The following is a 17,367-nucleotide window of genomic DNA, read 5'->3' as shown; positions in this document are numbered from 1 at the left end:
CCCAAGGAGATTTTTCCGTGACCCAGTCCCCGGCCCAGACGTTCGGCGGCATCCTCTCGGCGCTCGTCACGCCCTACCGCGCCGATTTCAGTCTCAACGAGGAGATCATTCCCGGGCTGATTGACCATGAACTCGCCCAAGGCGTTGCCGGCTTCTATGTAGGAGGCAGTACGGGCGAGGCGTTCCTGCAATCGCCGGAGGAGCGCGGGCGCCTGATCGCCGCCGTCGCCCGCGCCGCGAAGGGACGCGGCACGCTGATCGCCCATGTCGGCACCATCGCGACCGAGGACACGCTCCGCATCGCCCGGTCGGCGGCCGATGCGGGCTTCGATGCCGTGTCCGCCATTCCGCCGTTCTACTACGATTTTTCCGCAGCCGAGCTGATTGCGCATTACAAGGCCCTCGCCGCGGCAACGCCGCTTCCCGTCGTCGTCTATAATTTCGGCGGTCGCACGGGCAAGCTCGGGCCGAACGAGATCATGCAACTGCTCGACGATCCGCGCATCATCGGCATCAAGCACACCTCGCAGGATCTGTTCCAGCTGGAGCGGTTCAAGGCCCATCGTCCCGACGCGGTCGTCTACAACGGCTATGACGAGATGTGCCTCGGCGGCCTCGCCATGGGTGCCGATGGGGCGATCGGCACCACCTACAACTTCATGGGCCATCTTTTCGTGGCGCTCTACAAGGCCTTCCAGGAAGGCCGCATGGCCGAGGCGCTGGCTCTGCAGAAGCGCGCCAACCGCGTCATCGAGGTGCTGATCGACGTCGGCGTTTTCCCAGCAACCAAGGGCTTCCTGAAACTGCAGGGCTTTGACTGCGGCGAATGCCGCGCGCCGTTCCGCCGGCTGGACGCCAAGGACTGGCAGAAGCTCGAGGCATGCGCCGCCGAATTTCTGAACGACTGATTGACAGGGAATGACACGGGGGAGCGGGGCGCGCTGATCCCTTCCTCACGGGAGGGATCAGCGCAGTGATAACGGCTCGGGCGCACAGGTTGAGGTCGTGCCCATAGAGCATTGTCCGATCAGTTTGAAACACCTGATCCACCAGCGTCATCCCCGGCCCTTGTGCCGGAACGACCACGCAACGCGGCTATTGCCGAGTTGCGCATTGGATAAGCTGAAGTCGGGCAAGCCCGACTTCAGTGAGAAGCCCGGCCATCACAGCTGAACAATTCTGAGTATCGATTGAATCTAAAGCTGCCGCTCGATGGCGCGGCGCGTCAGGCTTTCCAGAAAATCGAGCAGCCGGGTAACATGAGCGGCGGCGTCCTGCGCGGAACCGGCGGCAATCGCACGCAGGATATCGTTGTGAAGCGCCGCCGCGATGGTGAAACTGCCGGTATCCTGAATATAGGCATACCAGAACCTTCGCGACAGGCCGAGCACCAGCCCCATGGTGCGGCTGAGCATCGCGTTGCGCGAGGCCTTGGTGCGGATATCGTGGATGGCCCGGTTGGCACTGAGATAGGCACGCTGGTCGCCACGTTCCGCTGCGGCGGTGATCTCGTCGGCAAGCCGCAGCATCTCGCGCCGCTCGTCCGGCGTCGCCCGTTCCGCCGCAAGCCGCGCCACCAGGTCCTCCAGCGGCCGCCGCACCTCGAGAAGTTCGAGCTGCCGCATGACGTCGACCGGCGTCACCAGTGCCCCGCGGCGGGGATGGATCTCGATAAAGCCCTCCAGCTTCAGCCGCTGCAGGGCCTCGCGAATGGGCGTGCGGCCGCAATTGAGTTCATCGGCGAGCTGGTTTTCGGAAATCATCGAGCCCGGCAAAAGCTCGCGCGTCACGATCATTTCCTCGATCCGCCGATAGGCGATCTCAGCAAGCGAGTCCGAGGTCTGTTCTGCCGCCGGTGTCGTTGTAACTGGCATCAACTCACGATTCGATTGTCATTCTTCGCACGCAACATACCGCTTGACGATGCTGTTCGGCAACTGATATGTCAGATGCCGACAAAGCTGCCATGTCAGCTGACGATCATTCGTTGACGAGGATCAAAGCGACATGGCCGGGCCACCAGAGCCAGCGCCTGCGCTATCGGCGCGCCAGGGAGGTTTAACCGTGGATATTCGTTCACGCCTGCGCATCGACACGGATGTGGTTGTCGCCGGTGGTGGAGCCGCAGGCGTTGCCGCGGCCGTGACAGCGGCCCGTGCCGGCCTGCGCGTGGTGCTGGTGGAACGCTATGGCTTCTGCGGCGGCGGGGCGGTCGCCGGGTTGTCGGGCACCGTCTGCGGCCTCTATGAAGCGACAGACAATCGTGAGGCCGCCCCTCGCCAGGTGGTGTTCGGCTTTGCCGATGCGTTCGTCCAGGCCCTCGAGACGCGTGGCGGCCTGACCCCACCCCTGCCCTATGGCAAGACCTGGACGCGAGTTCACGATCCTCTCGTCTGGCGTGAGACGGCCGATGTGCTGCTGCGCGATGCCGGCGTGGAGACCATTTACCATGCCACCGTTACCGGCGTTCTCTGCGAAGGCGGCGAACGCATAGAGGGCGTCGAACTCTGGACCAAGCAAGGTCCGGTCGATGTCCGCGCCGCGGTGACGATCGACGCGAGCGGCGATGCCGATCTCGTTGCCATGGCGGGCTTCCCCGCCTTCATCGGCGACCAGGGCCGCGTCCAGAACCCGACCATGATCTTTCGCATGCTGGGCGTCGACACGGAGCGCTTCGTCGCCGCTTACGGCCATGACACCATCATGCCGGAAGCGATCTCCAGGCTGATCCAGGCCGAGAATGAGAGCGGAGGCTACAAGCTGCCGCGCGCCAAGATCTGGCTGTTCACGACGACACGGCCGGGCGAATTGCTCTGCAACTGCACCCGCGTTATCGGCGCGGATGGGCGCGAGCTCAACACCTTGTTCTGGCGCGACTTTTCCGAGGCCGAAAGCGAGGGGCGGCGGCAGATGCGCGACTATGCGCGCTTCTTCCGCGACCATCTCGCCGGCTGCGAGAACGCCTTCATCAACGACACCGGCGTGCAGGTGGGCGTGCGCCAGACCCGGCAGATCGAGGGCATCACGAAGCTCGCCAACAGCGACGTCATCGCCGGCCGCAAACGGCGCGACGGCATCGCGCGCTCGCCCTGGCCGATCGAGTTGCATGCCGGCACGAAGCCCAAGGTCGAGTGGTTGCTCGATGACGTCTACGAGGTGCCCTACGGTTGCTTCGTGCCCCAGCGCGGCGAAGGCCTGATCGCCGCCGGGCGCTGCCTCTCGGCGGAACACGAGGCCGTGGCCTCCGCCCGCGTCACGGCCCAGTGCTTTTCCTACGGCCACGCCATCGGTCACGCCGCGGCCCTTGCGGTCAGGGAGCGGATGGCGCCGCGCGCCATCGACGGCGCGGACCTGCGTCTCCTGCTCAATCGCGACGGCGCACGGCTGGATTGAGGATTATTTTGCGATGAATGCTGCCATGAATGACATCTCTCCAGCGAACAGCGCACGCGTTGGCGTCGACCAGCGGAATGGGATTGTCGTCCTCACGCTCAACCGGCCTGAGCGCCGCAATGCGCTTGGTACGGACACCATCCGCGCCCTCGCCCAGGCGCTTGATACCGCGGAGACCGATCAAGCCATCGGCGCCATCGTCCTGACCGGTGCCGCGCCTGCCTTCTGCGCGGGCAGCGACCTGAAGGAACTCGGCCCCCTCTCGGTGGAAGAGATGCGTCGCCACGAGGCCGACACGGCGGCCGTCGCCCGGCGCATCGGCATGCTCAGCACGCCGGTGATCGCAGCCGTCGAGGGCTTCGCGCTCGGCGGCGGCTTCATCCTGGCAGCCTCCTGCGACGTGGTGGTCACCGCCGACAATGCGCGCTGGCACCTGCCGGAGGTGCCGAACGGCTGGCTTCCGCCGTGGGGTCTCGGTGCCCTGGTCGCCCGTGTTGGCCCGACGAAGGCGCGCCTCCTGACATGGGGGGCGGAGCCCATCGACGGCACGGAGGCGCTACGGCTCGGCGTCGCCGACTATGCGGCGCCCGCCGGCGAGGCGCTGGCGCGGGCAACCGCGCTGGCGGAAAAACTCGCGGCCCTGCCGCGGGAGGCCGTGGCCTCGACCAAACGCTTTTTTGAGCCCTTCGCGACGCTCGACGGTGAGCGGCTCGATCATCTGGCGGGCCATATGTTCGCCGCCGATTGCGCCGCGCCGGCCGCCAAAGCGACCTTGCAACGTTTCGTGGTGAAGTCATGATCAAGATCGTCGATGCGGCCGAGGCCGTAGCCAGCATCCCCGACGGCGCAACCGTCGCGTCCGTCGGCGTGATCGGCTGGATAACCCCGGACAAGGTGCTGAAGGCGCTGGGCGACCGCTTCCGGGCCACCAGCCACCCGCGCGATCTCACCTTCTATTTTCCCTGCGGCACCGGCGACGCGCAGGGTGTGAAGGGCATGGACCATGTGGCCCAGGAAGGCCTCATGAAGCGGATCGTCACGGGCTCCTACATCAACCCGGTCGATCCCGTCACCGGCCGTAGGCCCGAGCTGATGCGCCTCGTCCGCGAGAACCGCATCGAGGCCTATTCCTGGCCGATCGGCGCCTCCATGCACTGGCTGCGCGAGGTCGCCCGCAAGAGCCCGGGCTATATGACGCGCGTCGGCGTCGGCACCTATATCGATCCCGACCACGGCGGTGGCAAGTTCACGGCGAAGGCTGAGGAAGACCTCGTCCGCAAGATCGAATTCGACGGCGAGACGCTTCTCTACTATCCGACCTGGCCGCTCGACGTGGCGATCGTCCGGGCATCGAGCGCCGACGAGCACGGCAATCTCTCCTTCGAGGACGAGGCGCTGGTGTCCTCCAACCTGGGGCTCGCGCTGGCCGCGAAAGCCAGCGGCGGACGCGTCATCGCCCAGGTGCGCCGCATCCTGCCGGCCGGCGAACGCCCCGCCTCCGGCGTTGCCATTCCCGGCATGTTCGTTGATGCGCTTGTGGTCGATCCGGCGATGATGATGACGACGGAGACACCCTTCGACCCCGCGTATTTCAGCGGTGTACGCCGTCCCCTCTGCGATTTGCCGCGTCCGGCCCCGGGGCCGGACAAGGTGATCGCAGCGCGTGCCGCGCGCGAGGTGCGCAAGCACGAACTGTCGATCTTTGGCTTCGGCGCCGCCGCCGACATCCCCCTCGTCATGGCGGAGCAGGGTCTGTTCGATGACGGCGCGCTCGCAGACTATTACTTCACCACGGAGCACGGTTCCTACGGCGGCGTCGTGATGTCGGGATGGCAGTTCTCGGCCAATATCAACCCCGACGCCATCATGGACGGGCTCTACCAGTTCGACGTCATCGACGGCGGGCTCTGCCGCTTCGCGGCGCTCGCCTTCGCCGAATTCGATTCCACCGGCGTCGTCAATGTCAGCCGTTTCGGCAACGCCAATCCGGGCGCCGGCGGTTTCATCGACATCGCCCATAACGCACGTCGTCTCGTCTTCACCGGGACGTTCACCACCGGCGGTCTCGACGCCCGTGTGGAAGACGGAGCGCTGTGCATCATCCGCGACGGGCGCGTCTCGAAATTCGTCGAAACCGCCGAAAGCGTGACCTATCGTGTCTTTGAGGGCCTGGCCGAACGCGGCCAGTCGGCGCTCGTCGTGACGGAGCGCGCCGTATTCGAGGCGACACCGGAAGGCCTCGTGCTCAGCGAAGTCGCGCCGGGCGTCGATGTGCGCAGCCATATCCTCGACCGGATGGCTTTCGCGCCCGTCGCCATCCGCGACCCACTTCCCCTGATGGATGCGGGCCATTTCGCATCCGAAACACGCCCGCTCGACATGGCCGTTTGAGATGGCCGTTTGAGATGGCCGCCTAGCAACCAGACGCGATCGCCCACGGAGGCTCACCCTTTGCCCCGCCATCACTCAGACATCGATCCCCGCCTGATCGCCGCGCTGCGCAAAGGCGCCGTTCTGCCGGCCCATCCGCTGGCGCTCGACAGCGCCCGGCAGCTCGACGTCACGCGCCAGCGCGCGTTGACCCGCTACTATCTCGATGCCGGTGCGACAGGTGTTGCCGTCGGCGTCCACACCACCCAATTCGCGATACGCACTATCGGCCTCTATGAGCCGGTTCTGCGGATTGCGGCGGAGACGGCAGCCGACTGGCAGGCCCATCCCGCGCTCCTCGTCGCGGGGGTCACCGGCCGCACGGGCCAGGCCGTCAAAGAGGCCGATATTGCCCGCGAGCTCGGCTATCACGCCGCCCTTCTCAACGTCGCGGCCTTCAAAGGCGCGTCCGAGGCGGAGGTGCTCGACCATTGCCGGCGCGTCGCGGCGGAAATCCCGATCATCGGCTTTGCGCTCCTGCCCGCCGTCGGCGGTTTCCATCTGAGCTACGGATTCTGGCGTGAATTTGCCGCAATCGAGAATGCCATCGCCATCAAGATGGCGCCGTTCGACCGCTACCGCACGCTCGACATCGTGCGCGCCGTTGTGGACGCTGGCGCGGCCGACCGCGTCACCCTCTACACCGGCAACGACGATCATATCGTGCTCGATCTGCTGCAGCCCTTCGCCGTTCGCAGCGCCGACGGGCGATCCGAACGGCGGGCGCGCATTCGTGGCGGGCTTCTCGGCCACTGGAGCGTCTGGACGAAGAGCGCTGTCGATCTCTTGGCACGTATCCACGCCTTGCCGGACGATGCACCCGTCCCCGTCGATCTCCTCGCCCAGGATTCCATCGTGACGGATTGCAACGGCGCGATCTATGACGCCGCCCATAATCTCGCCGGCTGCATCCCCGGCTGCCTGGAGGTGCTACGGCGCCAAGGACTGATGACCGGTATCACCTGCCTCGACCCGAACGAGCGCCTCAGCCCCGGACAGGCGGAGGAGATCGACCGTGTCTATGCACAATATCCGGAAATGAACGACGATGCCTTCGTCGGGGCGAACCTCGACCGTTGGCTCTCCGAGCGCGGCGCAGCCGTGCCGCTCGTCGCCTGAGGCAAACTTGCATGAAGCGGCCTAGGCCGCTTCGCTAAGAACAGTCCGGCGACGCAGAGCGCTGCGATGCCGATCGGTACAAGGGAGGAATTTCATGCTGACCCGTCAGGGATCCACTTCAGACTATCTCCATCCCGGCCTATTCCCCGAGGCCTTCCGCGACGTGGCGCATCTCGAGGACTTCATGTCCTTGCCGACGCTTGAGCTCGCCGAGGACCTGGAGGCAATCGAGGGTGACGTCATCATCCTCGGCGTCGCCGGCAAGGTCGGCGTCTGTCTCGCGCGGATGATCAAGCGCGCTGCGCCGCAGAAGCGCGTGGTGGGCGTGTCACGCTTCTCGGAGGAAGGGCTCGAGGCGCATCTCAACAGCTTCGGCGTCGAGACGATCCGCTGTGACCTGCTCGACGAGAAGGCTGTCAATGAACTGCCGAAACTGGCCAATGTCATTTACATGGCCGGGTTGAAATTCGACTACAAGGGCCGCGAGGACTTCCTGTGGGCGATGAATACGATCGCCCCCGGTATCGTCGCGCGTGCCTTCGCCGGATCGCGGATCGTCGCCTTCTCGACCATCCACGTCTATCCCTGGTCCAACCCGCTGCACGGCGGCGTGACCGAAGCGATGCCGCCCTTCGCGCGGCCCGGCGAATATGCCAATTCGGTGGTCGGACGCGAGCGCACGTTCCAGTATTACTCGCGCTTGCATGACACGCCCGGCCGCATTGCACGGCTCGTCTATGCCATCGACATGCGCTACGGCGTGCTGCAGGAAATCGCCAGCTGGGTGCTCGCCGGCAAACCCGTGCCGCTCGACACCGGCCACGTCAACATCATCTGGCAGGGCGACGCCAGCGCCCAGATGATCCGGCTGCTGCGCCATTGCGACGTGCCCGCGAGCCCCATCAACATCGGTGGCCCGGAGACGGTGAGCGTACGCAAGATCGCCACCCAGTTCGGCGAGCTCTTCGGCGTCGAACCCAAATTCTCCGGCGAGGAGAGCACCAGCTGCCTCTTCGTCAACTGCGATGCGGTGGCCGAACGCCTCGGCAACCCCGTCGTGCCGATCAATCCGATGGTGCGCTGGGTCGCGGAGTGGATGAAGAGCGGCAAGCCGCTCTACGGCAAGCCCAGCAAGTTCGAAGTGCGCTCGGGAGTCTTCTAATGGCCGATACCGCCCAGGCGACGCCCGGCACCGGAAACGGCGAGGCCCCGCGTCTTGCGATGCAACTCGGACGGATGGGGCCGGCCATCGGCATCCATCTCGCCCTGCTGGCCCTCTGGTATGCCGTGACCGCGTGGGGCGGCATACCCCGCTTCATCCTGCCGTCGCCGGTGGATACGGTGGCGACGCTGCTGCAGCCCCATTACAACTGGGGAATGCATATCTATATCACGACGATCGAAGTCTTCGGCGGATTTATACTGGCGAGTGTGTTCGGCGTTGCCTTGGCGGTGGTGTTCTCCTGGTGGCCGGTGACTGGCCGCACCGCCATGCCGCTTCTCGTCACGTTGAACATGATCCCGAAGGTGGCGATGGCGCCGCTCCTCATCGTGTGGCTGAGCTACGGCATCGTTCCCAACATTGTCATCGCCTTCACGATCTGCTTCTTCCCCATCGTGATCACCACCGCACGCGGCCTGCGTGAGGTGGAATCGGATCTTGTCGATCTCGTGCGGGCGTTGCGCGGCTCCCGCAAGCAGATCTTCACCAAAATCCAGTTGCCGAGCGCCCTGCCCTACATCTTCTCCGGCATGCGGGTCGCGGCGGTGCTGGCGGTGGCCGGTGCGGTCGTCGGCGAGTTCATCGGGTCCGAGCGCGGCCTCGGCTATCTGATGCTGCAGGTGCAATCGAGCCTCGACACGCCCGCGATGTTCATGTGCCTCGCCCTGATCTCCGCCATCGGTATCGTGCTCTACGGTCTTGTCGTTTTCGGCGAGCGCCTGTTCGTCGTCGCCGACGCCCGCCTCGATTGAGGACAAAGACATGCTCACCACGCTGAACACAGGCTCCCCGATCGCCAGCGGCCAACCCGTGACGGATGCGCCGCCGCCCTTCATCCACCTCAAGGGCGTGCGCAAGGTCTATCGTCAGCGCGGGCAGGAGTTTCTGGCCGTCTCCGATGCGACCTTCGATGTGGCGGAGGGCGAGCTGATCACGCTCGTCGGCCCATCCGGCTGCGGCAAGAGCACCTTGCTCAAGATCCTCGCCGGGCTGCACGGCCACGACGGGGGTATCGTGCGGATCGGCAACGACCGCCAGCCCTTCGACGCCGGCCGGGACATCGGCATGGTGTTCCAGCAGGCGCTGCTCCTGAAATGGCGGCGCATCCTGGACAATGTCATGCTGCCCGCCGAGATCCTGGGGCTGCCCGTCAAGGAGAGCCGCGAGCGCGCGCGGCACCTGCTCGCCCTCGTCGGCCTCGCCGGCTTCGAGGACAAGTTCCCTTACGAGCTCTCCGGCGGTATGCAGCAGCGCGTCTCCATCGCCCGCGCGCTCGTCCACGACCCGAAGCTCGTGCTCATGGACGAGCCTTTCGGCGCACTCGACGCCCTGACGCGCGAGCGCATGAATATCGAGTTGCGCCGGATCTGGCAGGACAGCGGCAAGACGATCCTCTTCGTCACGCATGGCATCGCGGAGGCCGTGTTTCTGGGGACGCAGGTGGTCGTGCTGACGGCGCGGCCGGCACGGATGGCGGCGCGGATCACCATCGACCTGCCGGAACCGCGCACGCTCGACATCAAGACCCATGACGCCTTCGGGGCCTATACCCGCGAGATCTACGGCCTCTTGGGCATGCATTGATTGGGGATGCGTTGACAGCGGAGCGGGCCGCGGCACGGCAAAGAGGCGACCTTGATGGACGACCTGCCTGGACTACGCCTGATGGAGATGCGGCTCGGCGAGCGGCTCTGGCCGCTTCGCATCCCGTTCCACTACGGCCGGGTCACCGTCGACAGCTTCGCTGAGGTGCATCTCGCGCTCGACGCGGTCATCGGCGGACATACCGTCACGGGCTATGCCGCGGAAATTGCCGCGCCGAAATGGTTCGAGAAAGACCCGGGCATTAGCGCGGATGAAAGCGTCGATCGCTTGAAATGCGCGGCGATCCGCGCCGTTGAAATTGCCTCCGGCATAACGGCGGAGCTGCCGAGCCTCGCCGTGCTGGAACGGGAGCTCACGCGAGCCATGGCGACCGACACCACGCTCGCCCTGGCCGGGCTGACCGCGCTGGAGCGCTCGTTCGGCGTGGCGCTGGTCGAACGGGCGGCGATCGATGCGCTCTGCCGCGGCGTGGGCCTGTCTTTCGAGCAGGCTGTCGCGTCGGATCGACTGGGTCTGGCGGCCGAACAGGGCGACCGTTATCGCGCCTGGCTGGCGACACGTGGCGCGGCGCCCGCGACCATCGGCGTCCGCCACACCGTCGGGCTCGACGATCCGCTCGACGGAGCCGGCGCCGGCAGCGGTCCCGATGACGGGCGGCCCGTGACCTTGGCCGATGTCATCGCGGCAACGGGGATCCATCGCTTCAAGGTGAAGCTCGGTGGCTCGCTGGCGGCGCTCGATCGTCTTGAAGCGATCGCCGACGTTCTCGACGCGGCGCTCCCGCGCTACCGCATCAGTCTCGATGCGAACGAGGCCTTCGAGGATGCCGAGAGTTTCGCCGCGGTGATGGCGGAGATCATCCGGCGGCCGCGCCTCAACAAATTCGCGGCAGCGATCGCCTATGTGGAGCAGCCGCTGCATCGCCGGCTCGCGCTCTCCGTCGACCTGAGCCGGCTCGCGCTGCCCTGGCCTGTCATCATCGACGAGTCGGATGACGGCGACGACGCCTTCGCGCAGGCTCTCGCGCTCGGCTATGCCGGGGTCAGCATGAAGACCTGCAAGGGCGTGCTGCACGGCCTGCGCAATGCCGCGCAGGCGGCTGCCGCCGGCGCCTTCGTCACGGCGGAGGATCTTTGCGTCCAGCCCGGCATCGCCCTGCAGCAGAACCTCGCCGCGGCCGCCACGATCCGTGCGGCGGATTGCGAGCGCAACGGCCACCATTTCGGCCCGGGCACCGCCGCCCTGCCGGCGGACGAGCGCGCGGCGATCGACGCCTTGCACTCTGATGTCTATGGGCCGGAGGGCCTTCGCATCGCGGCAGGACAGATCCGGCTTGGCTCCACGCTCGCCGCGCATGGCTTCGGGACGAGCCTGACGCCCTGCCAAGGCGAACCACTCACCAGTATTCGGATGGGTTCGCAGACATCTCGATCGGCAGAGAACAAAGCAACGTATTGAATCCGCGCAGGCGGATTGAAACCAAGGATCATAGGGGAGGATAGGATGAAGCGTATAACACGTAGGCTGGCCGTTATCGCCGCAGCACAGGTCGGGCTTCTCGTCGGCGCCGCGGCGCTTGCGCCCGCCGCGCAAGCCGCGGAGAAAATGACACTTCTTTTGAACTGGGTGCCACAGGGCGATCACAGTCCCTATTACTACGCTCGCAAAATGGGCTGGTATGCGGAGGAAGGCATCGACCTGACGATCGAGGGCGGGCGCGGATCGGCGGCGACCATCCCGCGCGTCGCCGCCGGACAGGTTCAGGTCGGCATTGCCGACATGGCCAATATTCTCGAAGGGCGCAGCAAGAATATCGACGCCGTCGGCATCATGGCGCTCTATGCGAATACCGCCTTCGGCCTCTATTGGAAGAAAGGCGGCGGTATAGCGTCACCCAAGGATATCGCCGGCAAGAAGATTGGCGCGCCGGCTGGCGACGCGGTCCGTCCGATTTGGCCGGTCATCGCCAAGGCGATCGGCATCCCTGCCGACTCGGTGACCTGGGTGAATATCGCCCCGGAAGCGAAGGTTGCCTCGCTGCAGGCCGGCATCATCGATGTCTCGCCCCATCTCTACAGCGTCCATGACGTCTATGAGAAGTCCTTCGGCAAGGATCTCGGCTATGTCTCCCTGCGCGAACTGGGCGTGAACCCCTATGGTCTCAGCTTCTTCACCAGCGGGGCCTATATGAAGAGCAATCCCGAGACGCTGAAGAAATTCCTTAAGGTTTCGCAGAAGGCCATCCGCGCCTGTTTTGAAAACCCGAAGCCATGCACGGAGGTGCTCGCCTCCGAGACAAGCCAGAACGCCGAGGACGTGCTGGCGAACTGGAAGCGCGTCGAAACGCTGATCGCCGATGAGGTCGGCCGCAAGGTCGCGATCGGCGCCTACGACCCCGCGCGCGTGAAGGCAGACGTCACGATGATCGAGACGCTATTCAATGTGAAATTGGGATCCGGGCCGTTCTTCACCAACGACTACCTTGATATGTCGATCAAATTACCCTGAGATCGACCTCACCCGTTCGCGCGGGGGCGATGAGATCGACCAGGGCGCGGGCATCAGCACGCAAGATGTCGGGTGCCGTGTCGAGCCGTTCCAAAACGGCGAGGCCACGCGTGAAGACGACCAGAAGGCGTGCCGCCTGCTCCGGCGACACCGCAAGCCGCCCGGCCGCAGCCGGGCGGCACAGGGCTGCATGCAAGGTCGCCTCGAGCTGCGACAGCAGGTGGCGGAGACCGTCCTGGATACGCGCGCTCGCGTGCCGCGCCTCCATCGCCATCCGCGTTGTCAGACAGCCGCGTCCGGTGGGCGCGGCTGTCATATTGTCGATCGCGGTATCGAGAAAAGCCGTCAGCGCCGCGCGCGGATCCTCGATGGCGAGCGCCTCCTGCGCCGCCGCAAGGAAACGCGCCTCATAGCGCGCGAAGCTCCGCAGGAAGAGCTCTTCCTTGTCGCCGAAGGCATTGTAAAGGCTGCCGCGCTGCACACCGCTGGCCGCGGCCAGGTCGGTCATCGACGTCGCATCGAAGCCTTTCGCGCGGAAGAGGCCTTCCGCACGCTGCAAAAGCCTCTCCTCGTCGAACTGGCGTATCCCGACCATCGTCCCGACCCTGATTGACACTTCCAGACCCAGCAAGTCCGTCAACCTAGAGCAAATCCGACTTGCATGGAATCGCCTGATGCCATCCAAGCTGGGCCAGTCCGCAACAGACGGACTTGCGCTAACTCCCCGGTGGAAACATTGTTGTGTAGGGACCTGCCGCCGCTTCCCCACCATCAAGGGAAAGCGTGTGCCCTGTTATGTGCCCCGCCATGTCGCCGGCCAGGAAAACGATGGCCGCCGCGATTTCGTCCGGCCTCGCCAGCCGTCCGGAGGGAATAGAGCGCGCACGGGCGGTGGCACCGGCCTCGCCCTTGGCGCGGACATAGGCGGAGGTGGCCACCGGGCCTGGCGCGACCGCATTGGCGGTCACACCTGAGCCGGCCAGTTCGACAGCCATGCCGCGAGTCAGGGCGATCAGCGCTGCCTTCGATGTGGAGTAGGGAAGCTGACGCAGCGGCGCGAAAAGGCCCGCCGACGAGGCGACATTGACGATCCGCCCCCAGCCTCTCTTCCGCATATCGGGAACGAGCAGGCTGCACAGCAGCGCGGGCCCAAAGACATTGGCATCCATGCTGCGCCGCAACTCCTTGTCGAGTTCGGACCCCAGCGGTTTTGCATTGCCCATCAGGCCGGCGTTATTGACGAGAACATCGACCTGGAAGCCGTCGCTCGACAGGCGCGACACAGCCCGTGCGATGGATCCGGAATCGGCGACATCCATCGCCACCGACAACGCCCCCTCCGGCAATACGGCCAGCGCGGACAGAAGCCTCGCCTGATCGCGCCCTGCGATGGCGACCCCGTGGCCGGCCGCAGCGAAGGCCTGCGCGGTTGCGAGCCCGATCCCGTCGCTTCCGCCGGTCACCAGAACCAGGCGCCGTGTCGAACCGGCGGCGCTCACGCTACGGCCTCCGCAACGGCGCCATCGTCCGCGACATGGATGGCGACATGGACGGCGACATGGACCGCACCGGCGCTGGAGCGATAGGCGGCATCCAGGACGCGCATATCCTGCACCCCCTTCCCCGCCGGCATCGGCACCGGAGTACCGTCCAGCATGGCGTCCACGAAACAGCGATGCTGGTTGTAGGGATTTGTCCAATCGCTCATCGCAGGCGCCAGCAGCCCATCGAGGACGACGCGGGTGCCTGGTGTCTCATAGCGGATGGCCTCCCCGATGAACGGACTGTCGGCCTTCATGGTGACGACCGAATTGTCGATGTAGGCGAACGACCCAGCGCTGCCGTGCAGCGACATCTGTTCGCCCTTCACGCACCATGCGGCTTCGATCACCCCCAGTTCGCCGCCGGCAAATTCCACGATGGCGGACATGAGGTCATCACCCTCGATATGGTCGCACATCAGGTTCGTGCCAATCGCGGTGGTCCGTATGATGGGCTGATCCAAAAGCCACTGTGCGAGATTGAGATAATGGCATGCAAGCATGGCGAAGGACCCACCACCGACGGCAGCGCGAGACCCGCGCCAGAAATTCGCGGGACGGTTGCGCCAGACATGCCCCATACCGTTGGCGAGCTTGCAGTTGATCGATCCGACTTTCCCCAGAACGCCCTCCGTGATCATGCGTCTCAGATCGCGAAACACGGGATTGTCGAGCGAGTTCATATAGAGCGCCAGAACCTTGCCGGAGTCTTCGGCAACGCGCTCCAGTTCCTCCGCCTGTGCCAGCGTCACGGTCATCGGCTTCTGAAGCAGGACATGCCTGCCCGCCTTCAGCGCTGCCGAAGCTTGCGCCAGATGTAACGGGTTCGGCGTGGAGATGACAACCGCGTCGATATCGCTGGCGATAAGGTCTTCCACGCTGGCGGCGACCCTGCCTCCGAAGCGGGCAGCGAGTTCCCCCGCGCCGGGATCGAACGGATCATGCAAGGCCACGAGCAAACTGCGCGGATACTCGCCGTAGAGCGCGGCATATTTCGACGCCACACCTCCCGTTCCCAAGAGGCCCACGCGAAGCCGTCTTCCGGATTCAGCACCTGTCGCCATCGTGAATGTTCCTTTCCAAGCCTTGTCTAGACGGTCAACGCCTTGCCAGAGTCGAGAATGGCGCTGTGTGACCATCGGTATCGGGGCCGATAGCCGAGCGCTTCCATGGCTCTCTCCGCAGAAAACAGCGAGGGACTGCCATCCAGCGCGATGCGGCATTGAAGTCGGCCGTAATATTCGGCGACGAGTTCCGAAAGGGACCGCTCGCAGAACGCATGCTCTGCGGCGATATTGAACAGCTGATATCCACCGGCGGGCACTGCCGCCGCCAGCGCAACGCCCTGCGCAGCGTCCCGCGCATCTACATAGGCCCAGTTACTGCGCGCGGCCTGTTGCGGATCACCGATGCGCTTTCCAACATGTTCGGAAAAATGGTCCGCCTCCCACACCACCGGCAGGCGGATGGCAATGCCGGTCAATCCGTCCCGAAGGCAAAGCAGGGCCAGCAGGTCTTCGCCGAGTTTTTTGGACAGCGCGTAGCCGTCGCGCGGCCGAACCGGATGCGCTTCGTCGATCGGCAGATAGGATGGCGGGACAAGATCCGGCCCCCGCGAGAGGCCGAGCACCGACTGGCTCGAGATATAGACCACGCGCCGCACGCCGGCTCTGACCGCGGCAAACAGCAACCGCGCGGTGGTCGCTGTGTTGAGGGCCAGCACGTCCTCTTCGGAATATCCACGCCCGAGGTCGGCTATAGCCGCCGCGTGGATCAGCACATCCGTTCCGGCGAGCAGCGGCGCGAGATCGTGCGGCGCCGACAGGTCGATCCCATGGTGTTCGTCGGGCGCATATGGCAGGAGGGGGAACGGGCCGCGATCCAATCCTGTCACGAACCATCCGTCGGCGACGAATCGCTCGACCAACCGACGCCCAAGCAGGCCCGAAGCCCCCGACACGACGCATCGACGCCTCATAAGCCGTCCCCCGCAACAGCGGCGCCGAGAAGCCTCCGGGCCTCTGACATGTTTCGGGACAGAGCGGCCGGGCGAGTTGCGCCCGGCAGCAGGCCTGCGTGAAGCCAGCTCCCGCCGACGGCCAGAACGTTCCTCAGCGACGCATATTTCGGCAATGCGGCTTCGCCGATCCCGCCGGTCGGGACGAACAGCGTACCGGGAAACACGTTCGCGTAGTCTTTGAGGATCGTCGCTGCGTCATTCGGTTCAGCCGGGTAGAATTTCAGCACATCCAGCCCGTATTCCGCCGCCAGCATGACATCGCCGGCGGTCTGCACACCGGGCACGAGAGGGAGCGGCGACGATAACGCGGCCGCTGCAAGCGCGGGTGTCAGGCCCGGGCTGATCATCACATCCGCTCCGGCCTCAACGGCGAGCCCGACGCCCGCGGCATTGATCACCGTGCCCGCCGCCAGCAACACCTCCGGGTGGCGCCGGCGGCAGAGGCGCAGAACCTCCGGCGCGCGGGGGCTGCGCAGCAGGATCTCAATAGCCTCGGCTCCTCCCGCCACGAGGTCGTCGACCAGCGCCGTCGCCGCATCAACGTCGCCGACCGACACGATCGGCATGACGCGCGCTGCGCCGAGCCGGCCAATCCATTCCCTGCTCATGGCTGCCTCGCTTTCAGAAACCCTTCCACCTCGACCCGGGTCGGCGCGCCGCTGCGGCCGCCATAGCGGGAGCACTTGATGGCTGCCGCAGCGCTGGCAAACCGCAAAGCCTCTTCCAGCAGGAGCCCCCGCGTGATCGCGACAGCCAGGGCACCATGGAAAATATCCCCGGCAGCGTTGGTGTCGACGGTCTCGACGTGGAAGGCCGGCATGGACCTGATGTCGCCTCCCGGCACGCACCAGCTCAACCCGTCCGCGCCTTCGGTCACGATGACGCAGGCGTCCGTCATCGCCGACAGTTCCCTCACGGCCCGAGCCGACGATGAGGAGGGGCACAGCACGCTCGCTCCGTCCAGCGACGCAACCACATGGGACGCCAAGGGAACGAGACCGGCCAGGATCTCCGGCGCTCCGACATCGAGATCGAGGATTGCCGGAACGCCGGCCGTCCGCGCCGCGTTCAGCGCATGGGTGGCCGCTGCGGGCCAGCGCACATCGACGAGAACGCCGATGAAATCCCTAGCGGCAAATGGATCAGAGCCCGGCGCGGTAAGAAGCGCAGGATCGTAGTGCGGCACGACGATCCGTTCGCCCCGCGCATCCAGCGTGATCGACGCGATGGCCGACAATACGCCGGGAACCCGCCTGACATGCGATGTCTCGATGCCCTCCCGCCCGATCTCAGCAACGAGGAAATCGCCGATTGCATCCTCCCCCGCCGAGGCCCAGAGGGCCACATGGCAGCCGAGGCGTGCGATGGCTGTGGCCGCGCTCGTCGCCATGCCCGCCGCGACCAGCGCGACACGATCGGCCAGATATTTCCCCGGCCCCTGCGGCAGTCTCGGCACGTGCAGCATCAGATCGCAGGTCAGTGCGCCAACACAGAGAATGGGTGGAACGGCTTCAGTCATGGATGGCTTC

At 65.6% G+C, this 17,367-nt stretch carries 17 protein-coding genes; 10 read left to right on the top strand and 7 right to left on the bottom strand.

Annotated features, from left to right (window positions below):
* Positions 1–17: 17 nt before the first annotated feature.
* Positions 18–908 carry an N-acetylneuraminate lyase gene (locus C7450_RS17845; protein WP_110375805.1) on the top strand — a complete coding sequence of 297 codons (891 nt, stop codon included), beginning with the start codon at positions 18–20 and terminating at the stop codon, positions 906–908.
* Positions 909–1,196: 288 nt separating this feature from the next.
* Here the strand turns inward: C7450_RS17845 and C7450_RS17840 are convergent, their stop codons facing one another.
* Positions 1,197–1,874 (bottom strand): GntR family transcriptional regulator, encoded by a 678-nt coding sequence (locus C7450_RS17840; RefSeq protein ID WP_110375804.1) that lies wholly within the window; start codon positions 1,872–1,874, stop codon positions 1,197–1,199.
* Positions 1,875–2,064: 190 nt separating this feature from the next.
* Between C7450_RS17840 and C7450_RS17835 the strand changes: the two genes are divergently transcribed.
* The 9 genes from C7450_RS17835 to C7450_RS17795 all read left to right on the top strand — a co-directional run bounded on the left by C7450_RS17835 (position 2,065) and on the right by C7450_RS17795 (position 12,277).
* The gene (locus C7450_RS17835) at positions 2,065–3,393 is read left to right on the top strand and encodes an FAD-dependent oxidoreductase (RefSeq protein ID WP_245449884.1); all 1,329 of its coding nucleotides are present in this window, start codon (positions 2,065–2,067) and stop codon (positions 3,391–3,393) included.
* Positions 3,394–3,418: 25 nt separating this feature from the next.
* Positions 3,419–4,192, top strand: a complete 774-nt coding sequence (locus tag C7450_RS17830; protein ID WP_110375992.1) for an enoyl-CoA hydratase/isomerase family protein — start codon at positions 3,419–3,421, stop codon at positions 4,190–4,192.
* Positions 4,189–5,784 carry an acyl CoA:acetate/3-ketoacid CoA transferase gene (locus C7450_RS17825; protein WP_110375802.1) on the top strand — a complete coding sequence of 532 codons (1,596 nt, stop codon included), beginning with the start codon at positions 4,189–4,191 and terminating at the stop codon, positions 5,782–5,784. The genes C7450_RS17830 and C7450_RS17825 overlap by 4 nt, the downstream gene beginning before the upstream one ends.
* A gap of 60 nt (positions 5,785–5,844) precedes the next feature.
* Positions 5,845–6,942 (top strand): dihydrodipicolinate synthase family protein, encoded by a 1,098-nt coding sequence (locus C7450_RS17820; protein ID WP_110375801.1) that lies wholly within the window; start codon positions 5,845–5,847, stop codon positions 6,940–6,942.
* A gap of 94 nt (positions 6,943–7,036) precedes the next feature.
* On the top strand, positions 7,037–8,104 hold the full coding sequence (locus C7450_RS17815) for an NAD-dependent epimerase/dehydratase family protein (RefSeq protein WP_110375800.1): 1,068 nt from the start codon (positions 7,037–7,039) through the stop codon (positions 8,102–8,104).
* A gap of 59 nt (positions 8,105–8,163) precedes the next feature.
* Complete coding sequence (locus C7450_RS17810) at positions 8,164–8,916, top strand: ABC transporter permease (protein WP_110375991.1); 753 nt, start codon at positions 8,164–8,166, stop codon at positions 8,914–8,916.
* 10 nt (positions 8,917–8,926) lie between these two features.
* Positions 8,927–9,748, top strand: a complete 822-nt coding sequence (locus tag C7450_RS17805; protein WP_110375799.1) for an ABC transporter ATP-binding protein — start codon at positions 8,927–8,929, stop codon at positions 9,746–9,748.
* A gap of 54 nt (positions 9,749–9,802) precedes the next feature.
* Entirely contained in the window at positions 9,803–11,227 is a 1,425-nt protein-coding gene (locus C7450_RS17800; protein WP_146227384.1) for an enolase-like domain-containing protein, read from the top strand.
* Positions 11,228–11,272: 45 nt separating this feature from the next.
* Entirely contained in the window at positions 11,273–12,277 is a 1,005-nt protein-coding gene (locus C7450_RS17795) for an ABC transporter substrate-binding protein (RefSeq protein ID WP_110375797.1), read from the top strand.
* Here the strand turns inward: C7450_RS17795 and C7450_RS17790 are convergent.
* The 6 genes from C7450_RS17790 to C7450_RS17765 form a co-directional block, all read right to left on the bottom strand.
* On the bottom strand, positions 12,264–12,872 hold the full coding sequence (locus tag C7450_RS17790; RefSeq protein WP_110375796.1) for a TetR/AcrR family transcriptional regulator: 609 nt from the start codon (positions 12,870–12,872) through the stop codon (positions 12,264–12,266). The two genes, C7450_RS17795 and C7450_RS17790, sit on opposite strands and share 14 nt — an antisense overlap.
* A 121-nt stretch (positions 12,873–12,993) precedes the next feature.
* Complete coding sequence (locus C7450_RS17785; protein ID WP_110375795.1) at positions 12,994–13,776, bottom strand: SDR family NAD(P)-dependent oxidoreductase; 783 nt, start codon at positions 13,774–13,776, stop codon at positions 12,994–12,996.
* The gene (locus tag C7450_RS17780; RefSeq protein ID WP_170147293.1) at positions 13,773–14,882 is read right to left on the bottom strand and encodes a Gfo/Idh/MocA family protein; all 1,110 of its coding nucleotides are present in this window, start codon (positions 14,880–14,882) and stop codon (positions 13,773–13,775) included. Before C7450_RS17780 ends, C7450_RS17785 begins: the two co-directional genes overlap by 4 nt.
* Before the next feature lie 26 nt (positions 14,883–14,908).
* The gene (locus C7450_RS17775; protein ID WP_110375990.1) at positions 14,909–15,796 is read right to left on the bottom strand and encodes an NAD-dependent epimerase/dehydratase family protein; all 888 of its coding nucleotides are present in this window, start codon (positions 15,794–15,796) and stop codon (positions 14,909–14,911) included.
* Positions 15,793–16,446 (bottom strand): bifunctional 4-hydroxy-2-oxoglutarate aldolase/2-dehydro-3-deoxy-phosphogluconate aldolase, encoded by a 654-nt coding sequence (gene eda / locus C7450_RS17770; RefSeq protein WP_110375793.1) that lies wholly within the window; start codon positions 16,444–16,446, stop codon positions 15,793–15,795. The genes C7450_RS17775 and eda overlap by 4 nt, the downstream gene beginning before the upstream one ends.
* Positions 16,443–17,357 (bottom strand): PfkB family carbohydrate kinase, encoded by a 915-nt coding sequence (locus C7450_RS17765; protein WP_110375792.1) that lies wholly within the window; start codon positions 17,355–17,357, stop codon positions 16,443–16,445. Before C7450_RS17765 ends, eda begins: the two co-directional genes overlap by 4 nt.
* Positions 17,358–17,367 lie beyond the last annotated feature (10 nt).

Origin of the sequence: Chelatococcus asaccharovorans, assembly GCF_003201475.1 — a bacterium.
GTDB lineage: Bacteria > Pseudomonadota > Alphaproteobacteria > Rhizobiales > Beijerinckiaceae > Chelatococcus > Chelatococcus asaccharovorans.
Note: the sequence above shows the minus strand (reverse complement) of the source record. Positions and strands in the feature narration are given on the sequence as shown.

What these genes read in the sequence shown, in the direction of transcription:
- C7450_RS17840 (WP_110375804.1), bottom strand. Translation starts at nt 1,874, where the DNA reads ATGCCAGTTACAACGACACCGGCGGCAGAACAGACCTCGGACTCGCTT.
- C7450_RS17830 (WP_110375992.1), top strand. Translation starts at nt 3,419, where the DNA reads ATGAATGACATCTCTCCAGCGAACAGCGCACGCGTTGGCGTCGACCAG.
- C7450_RS17825 (WP_110375802.1), top strand. Translation starts at nt 4,189, where the DNA reads ATGATCAAGATCGTCGATGCGGCCGAGGCCGTAGCCAGCATCCCCGAC.
- C7450_RS17815 (WP_110375800.1), top strand. Translation starts at nt 7,037, where the DNA reads ATGCTGACCCGTCAGGGATCCACTTCAGACTATCTCCATCCCGGCCTA.
- C7450_RS17810 (WP_110375991.1), top strand. Translation starts at nt 8,164, where the DNA reads ATGCAACTCGGACGGATGGGGCCGGCCATCGGCATCCATCTCGCCCTG.
- C7450_RS17805 (WP_110375799.1), top strand. Translation starts at nt 8,927, where the DNA reads ATGCTCACCACGCTGAACACAGGCTCCCCGATCGCCAGCGGCCAACCC.
- C7450_RS17800 (WP_146227384.1), top strand. Translation starts at nt 9,803, where the DNA reads ATGGACGACCTGCCTGGACTACGCCTGATGGAGATGCGGCTCGGCGAG.
- C7450_RS17795 (WP_110375797.1), top strand. Translation starts at nt 11,273, where the DNA reads ATGAAGCGTATAACACGTAGGCTGGCCGTTATCGCCGCAGCACAGGTC.
- C7450_RS17790 (WP_110375796.1), bottom strand. Translation starts at nt 12,872, where the DNA reads ATGGTCGGGATACGCCAGTTCGACGAGGAGAGGCTTTTGCAGCGTGCG.
- C7450_RS17780 (WP_170147293.1), bottom strand. Translation starts at nt 14,882, where the DNA reads ATGGCGACAGGTGCTGAATCCGGAAGACGGCTTCGCGTGGGCCTCTTG.
- C7450_RS17775 (WP_110375990.1), bottom strand. Translation starts at nt 15,796, where the DNA reads ATGAGGCGTCGATGCGTCGTGTCGGGGGCTTCGGGCCTGCTTGGGCGT.
- eda (WP_110375793.1), bottom strand. Translation starts at nt 16,446, where the DNA reads ATGAGCAGGGAATGGATTGGCCGGCTCGGCGCAGCGCGCGTCATGCCG.
- C7450_RS17765 (WP_110375792.1), bottom strand. Translation starts at nt 17,357, where the DNA reads ATGACTGAAGCCGTTCCACCCATTCTCTGTGTTGGCGCACTGACCTGC.